The 17,735-nt window shown below is 26.1% G+C and carries 20 protein-coding genes; 16 read left to right on the top strand and 4 right to left on the bottom strand.

Annotation, left to right across the window (positions count from 1 at the left end; all coding sequences use genetic code 11):
* Positions 1-170: 170 nt before the first annotated feature.
* Positions 171-890 carry a hypothetical protein gene (locus tag NSA50_RS03600; RefSeq protein WP_257443045.1) on the bottom strand — a complete coding sequence of 240 codons (720 nt, stop codon included), beginning with the start codon at positions 888-890 and terminating at the stop codon, positions 171-173.
* Between the two features lie 145 nt (positions 891-1,035).
* On the opposite strand from NSA50_RS03600, the gene NSA50_RS03595 reads away from it, so the two are divergent.
* From NSA50_RS03595 to deoC, 4 genes are all read left to right on the top strand, one after another.
* Positions 1,036-1,821, top strand: coding sequence for a hypothetical protein (locus tag NSA50_RS03595; RefSeq protein ID WP_257443043.1), 786 nt, complete (start codon positions 1,036-1,038; stop codon positions 1,819-1,821).
* Positions 1,822-1,999: 178 nt separating this feature from the next.
* On the top strand, positions 2,000-2,950 hold the full coding sequence (locus NSA50_RS03590) for a DUF4003 family protein (protein ID WP_195264288.1): 951 nt from the start codon (positions 2,000-2,002) through the stop codon (positions 2,948-2,950).
* An 11-nt stretch (positions 2,951-2,961) separates the two neighbouring features.
* A complete protein-coding gene (locus NSA50_RS03585; protein ID WP_257443040.1) occupies positions 2,962-4,008 on the top strand; it encodes a DNA polymerase IV in 1,047 nt (348 codons plus the stop codon).
* 113 nt (positions 4,009-4,121) lie between these two features.
* On the top strand, positions 4,122-4,796 hold the full coding sequence (gene deoC / locus NSA50_RS03580) for a deoxyribose-phosphate aldolase (protein WP_195264290.1): 675 nt from the start codon (positions 4,122-4,124) through the stop codon (positions 4,794-4,796).
* Positions 4,797-5,105: 309 nt separating this feature from the next.
* On the opposite strand, the gene NSA50_RS03575 is transcribed toward deoC, so the two are convergent.
* Entirely contained in the window at positions 5,106-5,729 is a 624-nt protein-coding gene (locus tag NSA50_RS03575; protein ID WP_195264291.1) for a DUF975 family protein, read from the bottom strand.
* A gap of 316 nt (positions 5,730-6,045) precedes the next feature.
* Here NSA50_RS03575 and NSA50_RS03570 point away from each other — a divergent pair, with 316 nt between their 5' ends.
* The 5 genes from NSA50_RS03570 (at position 6,046) to NSA50_RS03550 (ending at position 10,989) form a co-directional block, all read left to right on the top strand.
* Positions 6,046-7,671: a cell shape-determining protein gene (locus NSA50_RS03570; protein ID WP_257443039.1), complete on the top strand. Its 1,626-nt coding sequence runs from the start codon at positions 6,046-6,048 to the stop codon at positions 7,669-7,671.
* Between the two features lie 172 nt (positions 7,672-7,843).
* Positions 7,844-8,785, top strand: a complete 942-nt coding sequence (locus NSA50_RS03565; protein WP_195264293.1) for a CobW family GTP-binding protein — start codon at positions 7,844-7,846, stop codon at positions 8,783-8,785.
* Between the two features lie 9 nt (positions 8,786-8,794).
* On the top strand, positions 8,795-9,418 hold the full coding sequence (locus NSA50_RS03560; RefSeq protein ID WP_257443037.1) for a GTP-binding protein: 624 nt from the start codon (positions 8,795-8,797) through the stop codon (positions 9,416-9,418).
* A gap of 9 nt (positions 9,419-9,427) precedes the next feature.
* Positions 9,428-10,327 (top strand): permease, encoded by a 900-nt coding sequence (locus NSA50_RS03555; protein WP_195264295.1) that lies wholly within the window; start codon positions 9,428-9,430, stop codon positions 10,325-10,327.
* 8 nt (positions 10,328-10,335) lie between these two features.
* Positions 10,336-10,989 carry a TIGR03943 family putative permease subunit gene (locus NSA50_RS03550; RefSeq protein WP_257443035.1) on the top strand — a complete coding sequence of 218 codons (654 nt, stop codon included), beginning with the start codon at positions 10,336-10,338 and terminating at the stop codon, positions 10,987-10,989.
* A gap of 49 nt (positions 10,990-11,038) precedes the next feature.
* On the opposite strand, the gene NSA50_RS03545 is transcribed toward NSA50_RS03550, so the two are convergent.
* Positions 11,039-11,857, bottom strand: coding sequence for a cation diffusion facilitator family transporter (locus tag NSA50_RS03545; RefSeq protein ID WP_374940963.1), 819 nt, complete (start codon positions 11,855-11,857; stop codon positions 11,039-11,041).
* Between the two features lie 260 nt (positions 11,858-12,117).
* Here NSA50_RS03545 and NSA50_RS03540 point away from each other — a divergent pair, with 260 nt between their 5' ends.
* The 4 genes from NSA50_RS03540 to NSA50_RS03525 all read left to right on the top strand — a co-directional run bounded on the left by NSA50_RS03540 (position 12,118) and on the right by NSA50_RS03525 (position 14,135).
* On the top strand, positions 12,118-12,639 hold the full coding sequence (locus NSA50_RS03540; RefSeq protein ID WP_195264297.1) for a putative ABC transporter permease: 522 nt from the start codon (positions 12,118-12,120) through the stop codon (positions 12,637-12,639).
* A gap of 96 nt (positions 12,640-12,735) precedes the next feature.
* A complete protein-coding gene (locus tag NSA50_RS03535) occupies positions 12,736-13,164 on the top strand; it encodes a DUF3783 domain-containing protein (protein ID WP_195264298.1) in 429 nt (142 codons plus the stop codon).
* Between the two features lie 41 nt (positions 13,165-13,205).
* Positions 13,206-13,355: a hypothetical protein gene (locus tag NSA50_RS03530; protein ID WP_195264299.1), complete on the top strand. Its 150-nt coding sequence runs from the start codon at positions 13,206-13,208 to the stop codon at positions 13,353-13,355.
* 45 nt (positions 13,356-13,400) lie between these two features.
* Positions 13,401-14,135, top strand: a complete 735-nt coding sequence (locus NSA50_RS03525; RefSeq protein ID WP_257443031.1) for an alpha/beta hydrolase — start codon at positions 13,401-13,403, stop codon at positions 14,133-14,135.
* Between the two features lie 34 nt (positions 14,136-14,169).
* Here NSA50_RS03525 and NSA50_RS03520 read toward each other — a convergent pair whose 3' ends face one another.
* The gene (locus NSA50_RS03520) at positions 14,170-15,018 is read right to left on the bottom strand and encodes a DegV family protein (RefSeq protein WP_257443030.1); all 849 of its coding nucleotides are present in this window, start codon (positions 15,016-15,018) and stop codon (positions 14,170-14,172) included.
* Between the two features lie 178 nt (positions 15,019-15,196).
* Here NSA50_RS03520 and NSA50_RS03515 point away from each other — a divergent pair, with 178 nt between their 5' ends.
* From NSA50_RS03515 to NSA50_RS03505, 3 genes are all read left to right on the top strand, one after another.
* A complete protein-coding gene (locus NSA50_RS03515) occupies positions 15,197-15,877 on the top strand; it encodes a cytochrome c biogenesis CcdA family protein (protein ID WP_195264302.1) in 681 nt (226 codons plus the stop codon).
* A gap of 13 nt (positions 15,878-15,890) precedes the next feature.
* Positions 15,891-16,448: a TlpA family protein disulfide reductase gene (locus tag NSA50_RS03510; protein WP_195264303.1), complete on the top strand. Its 558-nt coding sequence runs from the start codon at positions 15,891-15,893 to the stop codon at positions 16,446-16,448.
* Between the two features lie 100 nt (positions 16,449-16,548).
* The gene (locus NSA50_RS03505; protein ID WP_195264304.1) at positions 16,549-17,703 is read left to right on the top strand and encodes an AlbA family DNA-binding domain-containing protein; all 1,155 of its coding nucleotides are present in this window, start codon (positions 16,549-16,551) and stop codon (positions 17,701-17,703) included.
* Positions 17,704-17,735: the final 32 nt, after the last annotated feature.

The raw sequence follows: 17,735 nt of genomic DNA, 5'->3' as shown, positions 1-17,735 counted from the left end.
AGATATTATTTTATAAAAAGTAATTGATATGCATAAAATAGAGCTTACTTATAAAAAGAAAGATGAATGAATTAAAAAAATTCATTCATCTTTTTTCATAATACTAAGAGGACACTAATTAATGCATCCATTATTAGTGTTGCCAAAAAGATAATTATTATACAAATTATTTAGTTTATTGAAATAAAATATCTAGATAAATCTATTTTATATTCTAATAGCATTTCAATTATTGTGTCTCTAAAATCATTTTGAGGTGATTTTTTTGTGTTAAGATTTGGAAAAGTTATGTTTGAATATAATAGATCCTTTGAATTCTTATAATTTTTTATAAGTATGTCTGCAGTTTTTATAACAAGGTCGTTCCAGTCATCTACTTTTACTTTAGAGCTATCTAGTTTAAAATATAAAGGATTTTTATCAGTAAAATCATTACAAATTTCTAGAAAATTATCGTTAATGTCATCATCTAAGGGGAGAGAATCCTCATTTTCATCTTTATTATCAGGTGTAGAGTCAAGCGTTGCCTTGTTATTTAAGCCCTTCATCCACTGTATATATTTTTCTATACTAATACTTATATCATGAAGTCTTATGGATGTGTCTCTATATTTTCCACTTAAGCTAAAGTTACGTTCATTTTTTATTATTGAGCTAGATATATCTTCTATATAATCTATTGTTTTTTCTAATGTATTTTTTAAATTTGTAAGAGAGTTGCTTATTTCTTTAGATGTATTAGGAAATTCTTTTGAGATAAATTCTATTACTTCAGTATCTATTATTGGATAGTTATCCTTTTTTTCTGTAATAGTAGTTTCCTCAATAACGTCGTTATTTGATGATTTTAGTATTGAAAATTTCTTACCAGCCATATTTATTCCTTTCAAAATTATTGCTATATATAATTATATTAATAAGTTTATTTAATATATAACTAAATTAGTAAAATAATAAATTTATATTGGGTAAACAATAGTATAAGTTAAACATATTATGTATTATCTAACTTTAAGATAAAAGGGGAAAATACAAATGAAAATATGTTTAACAAGAGTAAAAAATAATGACTGTATAGGCAATGAGTATAATCTAATAATTTGTGCAGATGAATGCATAGGAAGAGAGCTTAGGAGAAATTTACCAAGAAACATCTGTGGTGATGGAGTAAAGATAAATATAATCATTGTTAATTGTGGTAGAATTTTATCAGCTCCAGCTCTTCCATGTAATGACTTACTAGCAATTTCTACTCCGATTAGAGTAATAAGAAGAAATCCGTGCTGTAATAATAATTCTATTAACAGTTTTAGAAATGAACTAAATGGTTTTAGTAATAATTTTAATTTAGAAGGTTTAGAAGGCGAGGATTCAAGTATCAATGATTTTAATTTCAACGATTTTAATATTAATGATTTTAGTATTAATGATATAAGTAGTACAGACTGTAATAGTAGATTATCTAACAACGATTTTAATTTAGGATTAGAAAAGGTTAATATAAATTGTTGTTTTAGAGAATCTTTTGAACCTCAAGAATTTGTAATTATAGTAAGATCTTTTAGCCCATGGCTATCAAAATTCTTCTGTAAATTTCCACAAATGTTTTTAAAGGATTGTGAAAATACTATAAAACTAACTATCATATTTGATAGAAAGGGTAGTGTAATTCAAAATCAATGCTTCAACAATTGTTGTGGAGGCTGTGGAGGATTTGGCTGTGGTGGCGGATTTGGATGCGGAGGATTTGGATTTGGTGGTTGCGGATGTGACTGCTGGTTTGGATTAACAGCTCTTGCATTACTATTCTGTTGTTGTTAATTATAAAATAAACAAATGACAAATGCTAAGAGCCAAGATAAGATGAATTCTTACCTTGGCTTCTTTAATGTATGTTTTATAAATTGTTATAATTTTGTTATGAAACTGACACAGTTTTTATAGTATAATAGTATTGGGGAATTTAATATGCTTAAAGTAAAGTGAGGGAGTATTAGATATGGAGAAACTTCTCAAAGACAGAATAAATCTGACAATTGAGAACTATAGAAATGCAAAGGAAGATCTTAGAAATGATGGAGATTTAATTAATCACTTTGCATCATTAGTTTTTGCCCATTATGAAAAAGAAATTCCATTTGAGAGAGTAAAGGAAATAAGAAAATATATAAAAGCAACATCATCAAGGGTTTCACCTTTTAGAGGTGACATGCTTTATATTTTATCTTTATTAATTGCGTTAGAAGAAGGACATGAAAATAATTTAATTGATGATATATATGAAGTAATGGATGTTTTAAAATTTCAAGGATTTAATGAATGTGATTATTTAGTGTTAACTTCATTTGTTATAGCTAAATATGGATATAATAAAGATAAGCATAAGATAGCAAATAAAATGAAAGCTGTATATCTGCTTTTAAAAGAAAAATATTATAATATTACAGGCGAAGATGATTATTTAGTTTGTGCTCTATGGGCGTTAAATGATATTGATGTTAATACTATTGATGAGTTCATTGAAACTATTTATACTCATATGACGGATTTAAACATTAAATCCAAGAATAGCATTCAAGGATTAACAAATGCAATTATGTTAAATGGATCTTCAGGTCATATGTATAAAACAATAGAGTTTATGTTGCAATTAGAAAAGAGAGACATAAAACTGGCACAGCAATTTTTACCTTTGCTAGGTGTATTATCTAATAATGATATGAGAAAAAGTATTGATTTAATCGAAGATGTAGTAGATATGCTTTGTGAGGAAGAAAGTGAATACGAATATTATATGGATAAAGGATTTAGAACTATTATTGCAATATCAATACTTTCATTTACAACTATCTATGAAAAAAGAAATTATATAGATGAGTTATTAGCTCAAGGAGTATATTGTTTTATAAAATCAAAAAATAAAGGAATGTTTGCAGAAGCCTTAGCTTAAAAGGAGAAATTATGGAAAGGTTAATTTTGCATGTCGATATGGATGCTTTTTTTGCATCAGTTGAACAACTAGATAATAAGAGTTTAAGGGGAAAGCCAGTTATAGTTGGAGGCATTAGTGAAAGAGGAGTAGTATCAACATGTTCATATGAAGCCAGAAAATATGGAATACATTCTGCAATGCCAATTTTTATGGCACAAAAATTATGTCCACATGGAGTATATTTAAGAACTAGGATTTTTAGATATAAAGAAGTTTCAAATCAAGTTTTTGATATTTTAAGAGATGTTACTTCAATTATACAGCCTATTTCAATAGATGAGGCCTATTTAGACATAACTCATAGCAGTTTTAAAAATGGGATGGAAGCAGCAATATATATAAAAAATAGAGTTCTTAAAGAAATTGGATTAACTATTTCCGTAGGTATATCATATAATAAATTTTTAGCAAAATTGGCTTCGGATTGGAACAAGCCTAATGGAATAAAAATAATTACAAAAGAAATGGTTCCAGATATTTTATTACCATTTCCAGTATCTAAGATACATGGAGTTGGGAAAAAATCAGTTGAAAAATTAAATAATATAGGAATATTTACTATTAAAGATTTATATGAAATGCCAAAAAGTTTTTATATAGAATATCTAGGCAAGTATGGTTTAGAAATCTATGATAGAATACGTGGAATTGATAATAGAGAAGTGGAAGTTGAAAGAGATAGGAAATCTTATGGAAAAGAAAGAACATTAAAGAGTGATACTCATGATAAAGAAGAATTAATTCTTTATTTAAAAGATTTTTCTAATGAAATAAGTAGATATCTTATAAGAGGTAATTTAGAAGGAAAAACTATCACAGTAAAATATAAAACAAGTGACTTTCAAAATCATACAAGAAGCAAAACATTAAATTATTATACTAATAATTTTGCGGATATATTTAAGACTTGTCAGGAAATACTAGATAATGAAGAAATAAATGAAGGAGTTAGATTAATAGGAGTTACGGTTTCATCATTTAAAGAGAATAAGGTGGAACAACTACGTTTATTTTAATTAAATTTTATAAAAAATAAGATTTGTTAAAAAACTCTCTTTAATTACTAGGGATTTTCATTTATAATGAATTTTTGAGAGAAAAAATAATTTAACATACAGGAGGAGATCTTATGAATAAAAAAGATTTAGCAAGAATGATAGATCACACTATCTTAAAGGCAGATGCTACAGAAATGGAAGTTGAAAAACTTTGCACTGAAGCATTAGAGTATAATTTTGCATCAGTTTGTATTAATCCAGCAATGGTAGAAAAGGCTGCAAATATGTTAAAGGGTAGTGATGTGAAGGTTTGCACAGTTATTGGATTTCCTTTAGGAGCTACTACAACAGAAGTAAAAGCTTTTGAGACAGAAGACGTTATTAAAAAAGGTGCAACAGAAGTTGATATGGTTATAAATATAGGAAAGCTTAAAGAAGGAAACTTAGAATATGTTAAGAAAGATATAGAAGCTGTAGTTAATGCTGCAAAGGGAAAAGCTTTAACAAAAGTTATTATAGAAACTTGTCTTTTAACTGATGAAGAAAAAGTAACAGCTTGCAAATTATCAAAGGAAGCAGGAGCTGATTTTGTTAAGACATCTACAGGATTTAGTACTGGAGGAGCTACAGCAAGTGACATAAAGCTTATGAGAGAAACAGTAGGACCAGAACTTGGAGTTAAGGCTTCAGGTGGTGTTAGAAGTTTAGAAGATGCAATGGCTATGATAGAAAATGGAGCTACAAGAATAGGAGCTTCAGCTTCAATAGCAATTTGTGAAGGAACTAAATCTAATTCAAATTACTAATTATAAATATGTTATTATAAGGTAATCTAAATAAAGGTTACCTTATATCAATTATTAATCCATATATTCAACATTTTTTATAACATTAAATTAATCCTAAAAACAAATAATAAGGATGTAAGTTATAGGAGGTGTTTAATATGGCTAATGGATGTGGTTGTAAAAACAAAAAAGTAGAAGAAAAGAAACATACTGATGAATGTGGATGTCATGGAGCAAAAAAGACAGCTACAAATAATCAATGGGGTAAATAATAAGTAAATAAAGTATAAAAATAGGAGTTAATTAATTAACTCCTATTTTTATACTTTATTTTTGCATATTATATTTTAGTTTTAAATAGAAGTTTGTTTCTGTAACTTTTTGATAAGGATTAACCCATAAAGCACCTATACCTAAAGTCAATACTGCTAATAACCACCAGCCAATAAATGAAAGCTCTAATACAAAGAAATTCCATTTATAACCGTACATAAGCTTTGAACTTTCTCTTAAACATTCTACAATTCCCTTATCAGGATCTTCAGCTAAAATAAAAAAGGCTTGTGAATACATTATAGCTACTATAATACCAGGAATAATAAGAAATAATGTAGCTAGAAATATGGCAAATCCCATTAAAATATATAGTCCAAGTGCCTTGAAAAATATTCTAAATTGTGAAAATAAATCTGCAAATTTAGGATTTTCTTTATTAGTTGTAAGGTTTAAAAGAAATTTACTCAATCCGACAGAAATAACGCCACCAAAAATAAACGAAATTAAGTTTAATGTTAAAGTTAAATTGTCTGAAACTTCAATTACATAGTCCAGACCTTTTGTCATGCTAGTAGTGTCAACAATTAAACTTGCAACAAGTGCAGTGATTATTGCTAATCCCCAGCGGCCTTTTAATTGTTCCTTTGCTTTAGATTTTAATTCAGCTCTATTCATAGCACACCTCTAAAACTTGTTTTGTTATTATATTATATTTTAAATTATATAGAATAATTCCTGTGAAAAAATAATAAGTTTTTAAAAAAATTATATGGATTATTGAACTAACTATACAATAATAAATAATGTTTTAGTATTAAATAATTAATATCTTTGCAAATAAAACATGAAAAATAATATATGAAATAATTTTATAGTTTTAAAATAGTTTTAAATAAGATAGAAATTTTCTTCAGAAATATATTTACAACTATTATATTACAATGTAATATATACTATATAATACGGTAGAATAAATACTGGAGGATGGAAAATGGAGAATATAAGAAACATTACACCAAAAAAAGGATCATTTTTTAAATATTTAGGATGGCTATTAACAGCTTATATTATAGTTGGAATATTTTTAGCTTTTAATAGTAGTTTAATACTAGATTTTACATTGAGTTCATTTTATATTGCAGGAGTATTTGTTGTAGTAACAGCAACTTATGCTTTTTTTACATTAAATAAGAAATATGGACTAGCTGCAGTAATAGTTGCTGCAATTTATATTATATCATTAGTAGTATTTAGTCCTATAGTGAGCTATAAGGCCCATAGAGGATTAATTGGTGATGTGAAAGGTGTTGAATTTAGTAGTGAAATTGAACACATAGATTTAAAACAGTTACCAACTATAGATAAAGAAGTTGCATATAAATTAGCTGATAAGAAATTAGGGGAAATACCTAGCTTAGGTAGCCAAGTAACTATTGGAGATTTAACATTGCAAAGTGTGAATGGACAACTTTATTATGTTGCCCCATTAGAACATTCCTCATTATTTAAATGGTTTACTAATAGAGAAGGAACTACAGGTTATATAAAGGTAAGTGCAACAAACGAAAGTGATGTACAATTAGTAACAGAGGTAAATGGAAAAGATATTAAAATTAAATATTTAGAATCAGCTTATCTTTTTAGTGATTTACACAGAGCAGCTTATCTTAGAGATATGAAGGCTGGTCATACTGATTTTACTTTTGAATTAGATGATGAAGGAAATCCATATTGGGTTGTTACTAGGTATGATAATGCTATTGGGATAGCAGAGGCAAAAGCGATAGGTGTTCTTGTATTAAATGCTGAGACGGGAGAATCTAATGTTTATGGAATAGAAGATGCACCAAAATGGATAGATAGAATTCAACCAGATAGATATATAAAAAATTATATAGATAAATGGGGAGAACTTGTTCATGGAGTATTTAACTTTAGCGATAAAGATAAGTTAAAGTCTACAGATGGAATGAACTTAATATTTAATAATGATGAATGTTATTATTTTACGGGAGTAACATCGGTAGGAAATGATGAAGGATTAGTAGGCTTTACTTTAACTAATACAAGAACAGGTGAAACAAGCTTATATAAAACATCAGGAGCAACAGAAACTGCAAGTATGAAATCTGCACAAGGTAAAGTTCAACAATATGGATATACAGCCACCTTACCATATTTAATAAATATACAAAATGAACCAACTTATTTTATGACTTTAAAAGATTCAAATGGATTAGTTAAACAGTATGCTATGGTGAATGTTAAAAATTATAATATAGTAGGCGTTGGAGATTCATTACAATCAACTCTTAATAAATATTTAGAGGGATTAACTAACACTAATATTTCGCTTGAGGGTAGTAATAGTGAGGAAAGCTTAGAAGGTGAAATCGAAAGAATTGGATTAGTTGTTAAGGATGGAACTAGTATTTATGATATAAAAATTAAAGGAAGTGATAATATATTTTCAGTTTCAACAGAAACATCAAGAGAAGTAGCATTAAGCTCTGTTGGTGATAAGATAGTAGTTAAATTTATAAAAGTTGGAGATGGAAAATTTATATTAACAAATTCATTTGAAAATATTACTTTAAAAAGCACACAAAATCAATAGTATAAAAGAGGCTATAAATTAAAAATTAATTTATAGCCTCTTTTTATTTATATCAGAAAATAAAAAGTTTTATATTTAATAAGTATTTCCTTACTAAAAAAGTAATATAACTTAAATTTAAGGCATAAAATGTTTAGAACGTTATAAGAGCAAGTTTTAATAGAGGTGTTAAATGAAGATAAAAATAGATATATATTCAGGATTTTTAGGAGCAGGAAAAACTTTTCTTATGAAAAAGCTTATTACTGAAGGTGCATATGAAAAAAATATAGCAATTATAGAAAATGAGTTTGGAGAGGTAAGTATTGATGCAGCTATACTTAGACAATCTAATATAGAAGTAAAGGAAATAAATTCAGGTTGTATTTGCTGTCAAGTTACTGGTGATTTTAAGGAAGCGATATTAGAAGTAATAGAAAAATATCATCCAGATAGAATAATTATTGAACCTTCAGGGGTTGCAAAATTAACAGATATAATAAAAGTTTTTAAGGAAGGAAAATTAAAAGAAAAATCAGAAGTTGACAATATAATTACTGTTATTGATCCTGAAAAATTTGATATGTATATTAATAATTTTAAAGATTTTTATGAAGATCAAATACTAAATACTAAAAAAATAGTTTTAAGTAGAGTTCAAAAGTTAAATTATGAAGAAGTTCAAGATGTAGTTTCTAAAATAAAAAAACTAAATAGACGAGCAGTTATTATTAGGGAAGATTGGAACAAGATAAAAGGAAAAGATATATTAAATCAAAATAATTCTGAAAACTTAAATTTAAAAGGAAACAACTCATATAAGGCTAAATTAACTAAAAAGTTAGAAGAACATAAAAAAGCTGATGAAGTTTTTGAGACTTTTGCAATATATCCTAATTCTAAGATATCTAAATCAGAATTAATATCAAAGTTTAAGTTCATATCTTCATCAAAAAGTTATGGGGATGTACTAAGGGCTAAAGGAATTGTTAAGCTTTTAGATGGAAGTAATGGACAATTTGATTTTGTAAAAGATGAATTTGAGATTAGAGAAATAAAAGACAATACAAATAGTGTTATTTCTTTTATTGGTATTAAATTAAATAAAGAAGAGTTAAAGCAACTTTTTAAATGAGGATAAAATATGAAATGTAAGCTGGAAATTGTAAGTGGATTTTTAGGTTCAGGTAAAACATCTTTTATAAATTCTTATTTAACTACAGAAATGTGTAATAATGATGAAATATTAGTGGTTCTTCTAGAAAGGGGAACTACTAATATAGAAAAAAAATTTAAAAATGTAAAAATAGTTTATTTAAATAACTGTGATAATATGGAAGATTTATTGATAGATGAAATTAAACATAAAAAATACAATAGAATAATAATTGAATTTAATGGAACTTATGATTTAAGTATAATTGATAAACTTTTAAAAAATAGAAAAGTTAAAGAACAAGTAACTTTTTATGGAAATTACTTTATAGGAGATAGTAGTAATTTAGAAGTTTATTTAAAAAATATGGGAGAACTAATAATACCATTTATTCAATCAAGCAAAATCATTGTTTTAAATAATTTAAATTCTATAAATAAAGAAAAAAGAGAAAGATTAATGAATATAATTGAGGGTATTAATCTTACTGCACCGATTATTTGTTCTTTAAGCATAAATAATTTAAAAGAAGATTTAAACAAAAGTAGTTATTTTAGGGAAGGTATATTGACTAGGGGAATTAGAACTCTTTTTAATAAGGAGGGAAAATAAAGATTGAGTATGGGATTAGAAAAATGGGCTAATACATTTATAAGTATGATTTTAGAAGCATTACCTTTTATATTAATTGGATCAATTATTTCAGCAGTAATACAAATGTACATTTCAGAAGAATTAGTAAAAAAAATACTTCCTAAAAATAAATTTATTTCAATAATATTTGCTGCATTTGCTGGAGTTTTCCTTCCAATATGTGAATGTGCTATAGTGCCTATTGCAAAGAGCTTAATAAAAAAAGGAGTACCAATAGGTGTTTCCATAGTATTCATGCTTTGTGTACCTATTGTAAATCCTGTAGTTATTGCATCAACATTTTATGCATTTAATGATATTAAAGTTATTTTAATAAGAGTATTTGGTGGAATATTATGCGCAATAATAATAGGAATTTTAATAGATTTATTAACAAATAAAAGAAAAGAAATTATAAAAAGTACTAATGATTATGAAAATTTATGTGATTGTGGTTGTGTAGTAACAGATTATTTTTATAATAAATCAAAAATAAGATTATGTTTAGAACATGCCAATAAGGAGTTTTCAAATATATTAAAGTACTACATATTTGGATCATTTTTATCAAGTATATTTATAACTATAGTTAATGATACAATGCTTAACAATATGGCAAGTGGAAAATATTTAGCCATAATTATAATGATGCTACTTTCATTCCTACTTTCCTTATGTTCTGAAGCAGATGCATTTATAGCAAAGGGATTTTTAGAACATTTTGGACTACCAGCTATTTCAGGATTTTTAATACTTGGACCAATGATAGATTTAAAAAATGCTATAATATTGGGCTCATATTTTAAAAAGGGATTTACAATTAAGCTTATTACTTTAATTATTTTAGTTGTACTAGCATTTTCGGTAAGTTTAACAATAATCATATAGGAGGTAGCATGAAAAAATTTAATGTAGATGAATTTATATGGTTATTAATACTAGTTCTTTTAACAACATTTATTGGTTATTTAATGTTATCAGGATATATATATAAATTTTTAAGTCCAAAAACTGCTAAAAATTTATATATAGCTTTAGCTATATTGCCTATTTTAATTATAGTTCAAATATTTAAAGTTATAAGTTTTAATACTAGAAAAGATAATTCAATTAGTTATATACCTATAATATTTACTTTAATAATTGGAGTTTTTATATTATTAAATGATTTTATTTCTCAAGAACAATTTAGCATAAATGACTATAAATTTAAAAATAGTTCTGCTAATGAAGCAATAGAAGTATCTTATGAAAATCACCATATAATTGAGGAAATAAGTGAAAATGGACAAGATTATTTAGGTAAATATATAATTTTCACTGGATTTGTCCACAAGCATAATGGTGAAGAAAAATTTATTTTGGCTAGAGAAGAAATGAACTGTTGTGTAGCAGATTCAGTAATAATAGGATTAAATTCAATTTGTAAAGATACTTTAAAAGAAGGTCAATGGATTAAGGCATTAGGTAAAATAGAGTATGATGGAAACTACTACTTTAACATAGAAGAATATATGAAGGTGAAACCACCAGATAACCAATATTTTTAACAATGAAATGACTAGTTATATAATATATAGCTAGTCATTTTATTTATAATCAATCAGGTTCAACATGAATAATAACATCAATTTTTTTTCCTAGTCTATCAGATAAAGTATCCTCAACCTTATGAACAAGGCTATGTGCTTCATCAACGCTTAAATTTGAGTCTACTTTTATGTGCATATCTAAGAATACATAATCTTTATATCCTCTAGATCTAATATTGTGAACATTTTTTATATCATCAAATTCATCTAAAATATCAACAACAACTTCCTCATCTAACATTACCTTATCCGTTAAAGAAGAAAGATTATCTCTAAATATTTCGTAAGCTGCATGAAGAATAAATAAAGCAACAACGAAAGACGCAATTGTATCTATTACTGGAGGAAGTCCGAGTTTTACAGAACATAGAGCTATAAGTACTCCTATGGAAACAAAGATATCACTTTTAGTATGAAGGGAATCAGCTATTAATAATTGACTATTAAGCTTTTGGCCTTGTTTATTTTCATAAAAGGCAACAAATATATTAATAAATAAAGTTATTAACATAATAATTAAACTTTCTAGACTAACTTCCAATGTTGAAGGATTAAATAATTTACTAATAGAAGATTTAATAACATTAAAAGATATAAATAGAAGCATTGTTCCTATAAACATACTTGCAATTGTTTCGAATTTTTTATGTCCATACGGATGATCGGTATCTTTAGGTTTTGAAGCCATAACAATACCAATCATGCCTACAATATTCGATGCACCATCTGAAATGGAATGAAATCCATCAGCCATTACACTAGAACTATTAATAATTAATCCAACTAATATCTTTGATACAGCGACAACTATATTAGCTATTAATATTATTAATAATATTATCTTAACTTTTTTATAATTAGATTCTATTTTAGTCCTCTCCTTTACAAATAATCTACAATTTCATTTTATTCTTACAAAATATAAAAGTTACAATGAAATAAAAAATGCAAAAATGAGAATTTAGTGTAAATAAATAAAGATTTTAAGGGGATGGGGAATAGAGTAATCAAATTAAAGGATTAAGGTATTTATGAATAAGTTTTGGTTAAACTAAAAGTAAAATTAAATGGAGGTCGATATTTTTTATGACTATAATAAATTTTATTTTATTTAACTTTATACTATATTCGCTAGTAGGATGGGTAATTGAAGGAGTATATAGCTACATAATAACAGGAAATTTTAAAAAGGAAGGTTTCATGAAAGGACCATATAAACCAATGTATGGTATTGCTTTTACTATTTTAGTTTTATGTGATAAGTATTTTAATTTTAATAATATTATAAGCTTTATAATTTTTCTAATAGTTCCAACAACTGTGGAATTTATAAGTGGATATTTATTAAAAGAAATATTTAATAAGCAATATTGGGATTACTCTAAATTAAAATATAATTATAAAGGTTTGATAACATTAAGATTTTCTATATATTGGATGATATTGTGTTATATAGGAATTAATTTACTTCAACCTATAGTAAATAATATATATTTAAGTTTAGAAAAGGTATTTAGAATGACAAATGGCATTGTTATTTTTATAATAATTATTGATTTAATAATGACAATAAAAATGCTTTATAGAAGTCCTGTTATTCAAAATTAATAGTAAGTATATTTGTAAAAAATTCAAGGTTGCTTAATTCTTAGTATTTTTATATGATATAGATATATAAATTTATAATTTAAGAAGGAGAAGATTATGTCATTTGAAAAATTAGATACAAAAGATACAGAAGTTAAAGAAGGAAGAAGTTGTGTAATTTTATGCAACTTTAATCAAAAGGAAATAAAAACAGTAAGCAATCTTGCTGGAATGATTGGAATTAGAGATAGAATAGTTTTAAGCTATAAAAATGGAAATTCAATCGTGAAAGATGTAATAGAGGGTAATATATTAAGTGATGCAGAAGATGGAATAAAGAATAAAGCAATAATATTTAATAATATTCCAGGTGCTAAAATGGGAATTTTCATTGAAAACTTAAAGAAATTTAGAGTTAATAATGTTTTAAAGGCAACAGTTACAGAAACATCTAAAGAATGGACTATTAATGTGTTATTAAAAAATTTAGTTGCTGAAAGAATAGCAATGAAAACAGGAAAAGATTTTGAACATGATGCAGAATAATTTACTTTATATTTATTCTTAGATAAAAGAGGTGATTTTAAATGGGGGTTAAGAGAGAAGTTGAATTACAAACAATAACTACTAGATTTTTAAATCTTAAAAATCTAGGATTAGATGAAGAAACAATTATAAAGTTACTTGAAATAAATGAAGAAGATTTAGAAGCAGTAAAATTAAATTTAGAAAAATAATTAAGATAAGGCTTTTAGTCTTATCTTAATATAAATAGGTGTTAAATGAAATTAAATAAAAAAGTCAAATGTTTAGCAAGTATTATTTTAAGTATTACTATATTAATATTTTTAGGGTTTATAATTTGGACAAGCAATACATATAAACCATTAAATGAATTATTTAATACCATAAGTGTAGACGAGTACTCTAAAGAAGACGGCTTTTATGTATTTTATCCAAAACAAAATAATAAAAATGTAGGAATAGTTCTATATCCTGGTGCTTTAGTAGAACCTTTAAGTTATTCTTATTATTCTAATGAGTTATCAAAGGCAGGATATTTAGTGTCAATTGCAGATGTCAATTTTAATTTATCAATTTTAGACAATAATAAAGCAAGTGAATTTATAAAAAGAAATGCAGATATAGATGATTGGTATGTTGGTGGACACTCTATGGGGGGAGTAAGTGCCGCTATGTTTGCAGAAAATAATCAAGGTATAGTTAAGGGAGTAATATTGTTAGGATCATATCCATCAAGTAGTAGTGATTTATCAGATAATGATATAGAAGTTCTTAGTATATATGCTGAAAATGATGGATTAACTACTATAGATGATATAGAAGATAGTAAAGAAAACTTGCCAGCAGAAGCAGTTTTTAAAGAAATCAATGGTGGAAATCATGCACAGTTTGGGGTATATGGAAATCAAAAGGGGGATAATGAGTCTATAATATCTTGGGAAGAGCAACAAAAGGAAATGATAAATACAACATTAGAGTTTTTAGAAAAATAGATATTGTAAACTAATTAGTTTACAATATCTATTTTCATATTTCAGACATAACAGCAACAGCTAGTAGTCTAGGCCCAGAGTGAATTCCAACAGCTGGAGTTATGGTACCTTTATATATAAATGTAGTATTTTCATGAGAAGATAAGATTTCTTTAAGTTTATCGGCTTCATTATGCATAGTACCAGTCATTATTATAACTTTACCTTTACCTTTATTTAAAATATTTGTAGCTAAATCTTGAAGTTTTTTAAATGCTTGTTTAGACCCTCGAACTTTTGCATAATTTGTGTACGCGCCATCATCGTTCATAGTTATTATAGGTTTTAAATTTAGCATTTCTCCTATTCCACCAGTAACTTTACCGATTCTACCTCCTTTTATTAGATATTCTAGAGTATCTACAGTAAAGTACATCCATAAATTTTCTCTAAGTTTAGGTATTGAATTGCATATATCTTCAAAATTCATTTTTTTATTAATCATCTTACCAACTTCAATAACTAATAATCCAACTGCCATAGAGAGTATTTTAGTATCAAATATAAATGTACTTATTTTATCTTCAAATTGCTCACTAGCTAACCTAAAACTGTTTATTGTACCTGATAAACCAGATGATATAGGTAAAACTATTGCATGAGTATATCCTTTTTTAAATAATTCAGCATATAAAGATATTACATCATCTACAGCAGGCATAGAAGTCGTAGGAAGTTCTTGTGGTAATTTAGAATAAACTTCTTCAGGAGTAATGCTTATTCCATCAATAAATTCTTTATCTTTATATAAAATTTTTAAAGAAACAACTTTAACATCATATTCATCAATAAATTCTTTAGGTAAACCACATGTACTATCAGTTATCAATGCAATCTTATTCATAAAAACATTCCCTTCATTTATTGTTATATCAATAATATATCATAAAATTAAATATAGTCAATATGTAGTTTTGAAAACTAGATAGTGAAATGTTACTTTCTATGGTGTCATAAAAGTAACTTATTCAATTATTCCAGATATTATGATATACTATCAAAAAAAGGAGAGGAGTGATGTTGTGAATTATCTTATTCTATTTTTGGAGGGAATAATTACGTTTGTTTCACCATGTATATTACCTATGCTTCCTATATATGTCTCATATTTTATGGGAGGTAGTGATGATAGAAAGGGTAATAAGGCTTTGATAAACTCTATTGGATTTGTAATTGGATTTTCAATTGTTTTTACAATTCTAGGTGGGGCTGCTGGAACCTTTGGAGTATTTATACAAAGGTATATGAAAACTTTTAATGTTGTAGCAGGAGCATTATTAATTCTATTTGGATTAAATTACATTGGAGTTTTAAAAATATCAATTTTAGATAGAAGTTTTAAATTAAAAAATAAAAGTGATTTAAATAATCTTAATTTAATTTCTTCAATATTATTTGGAGTTATTTTTGCAATAGGTTGGACACCGTGCGTTGGAACTTTTCTAGGATCTGCTTTAATGCTAGCAGCAAATAGTAAAGATTCAATGCAAGGGATATTCATGTTACTTACTTATAGTTTAGGCCTTGGAATTCCATTTATAATATCAGCATTATTAATTGATACATTAAAGGGTGCTTTTACGTTCATTAAGAAAAATTACAAGGTTATTAATACTATTTCAGGGATATTGTTAATTATAATAGGTTTTTTAATGATGACAGGATACTTAAATTTATTATTATCAATACTTACATTTAATTAGGGAGGTAAAAAGCTTGAATGATAAGAAAAAATTAATAACAATAATTATATCTTTAATTTTATTAATTGTAATAGTAAAGTTTGGATATGGATATTTAGCTGGTGAATATATGCCTATAGATACAACAAATGAAAATAGCTCAACAGATTATAAGGCAGCTAAAGATTTTGAAGTTTATGATGAAGCTGGAAATTCAATAAAGTTATCTGATTTTAAAGGGAAAAAACCAGTTATAGTAAACATATGGGCAAGTTGGTGTGGCCCATGTAAAGCAGAAATGCCATATTTTGAAGAAGCAATGAAAAAGTATGGTGATGATGTTGAAATACTTATGGTAAATCTTACAGATGGGAAAAGAGAAACTAAAGAAAAGGCATTAAATTATTTAAAAGAAAACAATTTAGATATGAAAATAGTTTTTGATACAAAATTTAGTGCGGCAAATGCTTATGCTGTTCAAGCAATACCAAGAACTATATTTATAGATAGAAATGGGAATATAGTTAAAGATAATAAGGGATTAATTGATCAAAAAATATTAAATAACTACATTAAGAAGCTTATAGAGTAAACTTTTATAAAATATAAGGTCAGGCAAAAGATTATGTGTCTGATCTTATATTTTTATAGTAATATAAAATATAATGACTTTTATTTAGGGGGATATTTGGGTGGATAGCAGGAGGTTACTTTCTTTAATAAAAAAGGAAGAAGGAGTAAAGCTAGATTTTAAATTAAAGCTATCATTACAATCAGAAGGAAATAAAAAAGAGCTTGCAAAGGATGTTTGTGCTATTGCTAATTCTAGAGGGGGAAGAGGATATATAATAATAGGTGTAGAAGATAAAAGTAAAGAAATTATAGGCATAAATGAATCAGAAATTGTAAAAGAAGAGCAAGTACAGCAAATAGTATCATCAAGATGTGAGCCACCTATCCCAATATCAGTTGATACATGTAATATTCAGGGAAAAAAAGTATGTGTAATAACTATATATTCAGGAGAGCAAAAGCCATATCAAGTAAGAGAAAATGGAGCTTTCTATATAAGAAGGGGTTCAACTACAGATACAATGAGAAAGCAAGAGTTAATAGAAGCTTTTGAAGAGAATTTAGATTTCTTTATGGAAACATCTATAGTTATGAGAAGTGATATTTCATTTTTGGATGAAGATTTACTTAAACAGTATTTTAAAAATAAAGGAATAGAGCTAAATGAAGAAAATAAGGAGTTTCTTTTAGAAAGCTCTAGAATAGCATATAAGGAAAAAGAAAGTGAAAATATGAGTTGTACTCTAGGAGGATTATTAATATTTTCAAATTATAATAGCTTATGGATACCCCAAAATATGATAAAAATTATAAATAGAATAAATAAAAATAAAGATGAAGTTATAATAATTCAAGGTAATATATTAGAAATGGTTGATAAGGCAGAAAAGATAATTTATGATTTAATGCCAAAGGAGTACCCATCATCTGCAATAATAGAAGGAATAAAAAATGCAGTACTATATAGAAAATATTCATCAGTAAATAGAGTTATTGAAATAAATATTGGATATAAATCTATATCTATAAATAGTCCAGGGGCTTTAATAGAAAAAAACAACTTAGATAAAGGAATAAGTCACAGCAAAAGAAATATGTGGCTTTATGAAAAATTAATAACTTTAGATAATAATAAAAGATTTTTAAATAACGGAAGAGGATTCTTAAGAATGAAAAAAGCCTTCTATGGCGTTGGTAAGGTTAAATTAATAAATTCAATTAAAGATGATTATTTTAAAGTAATATTTCCTGGTATAAGTATATATAATAAATAAGTTTGTGACTTTATCACAAACTTATTTATTAT

This window comes from Clostridium mucosae (assembly GCF_024622765.1).
Classification (GTDB): Bacteria; Bacillota; Clostridia; order Clostridiales; family Clostridiaceae; genus Clostridium.
Note: the sequence above shows the minus strand (reverse complement) of the source record. Positions and strands in the feature narration are given on the sequence as shown.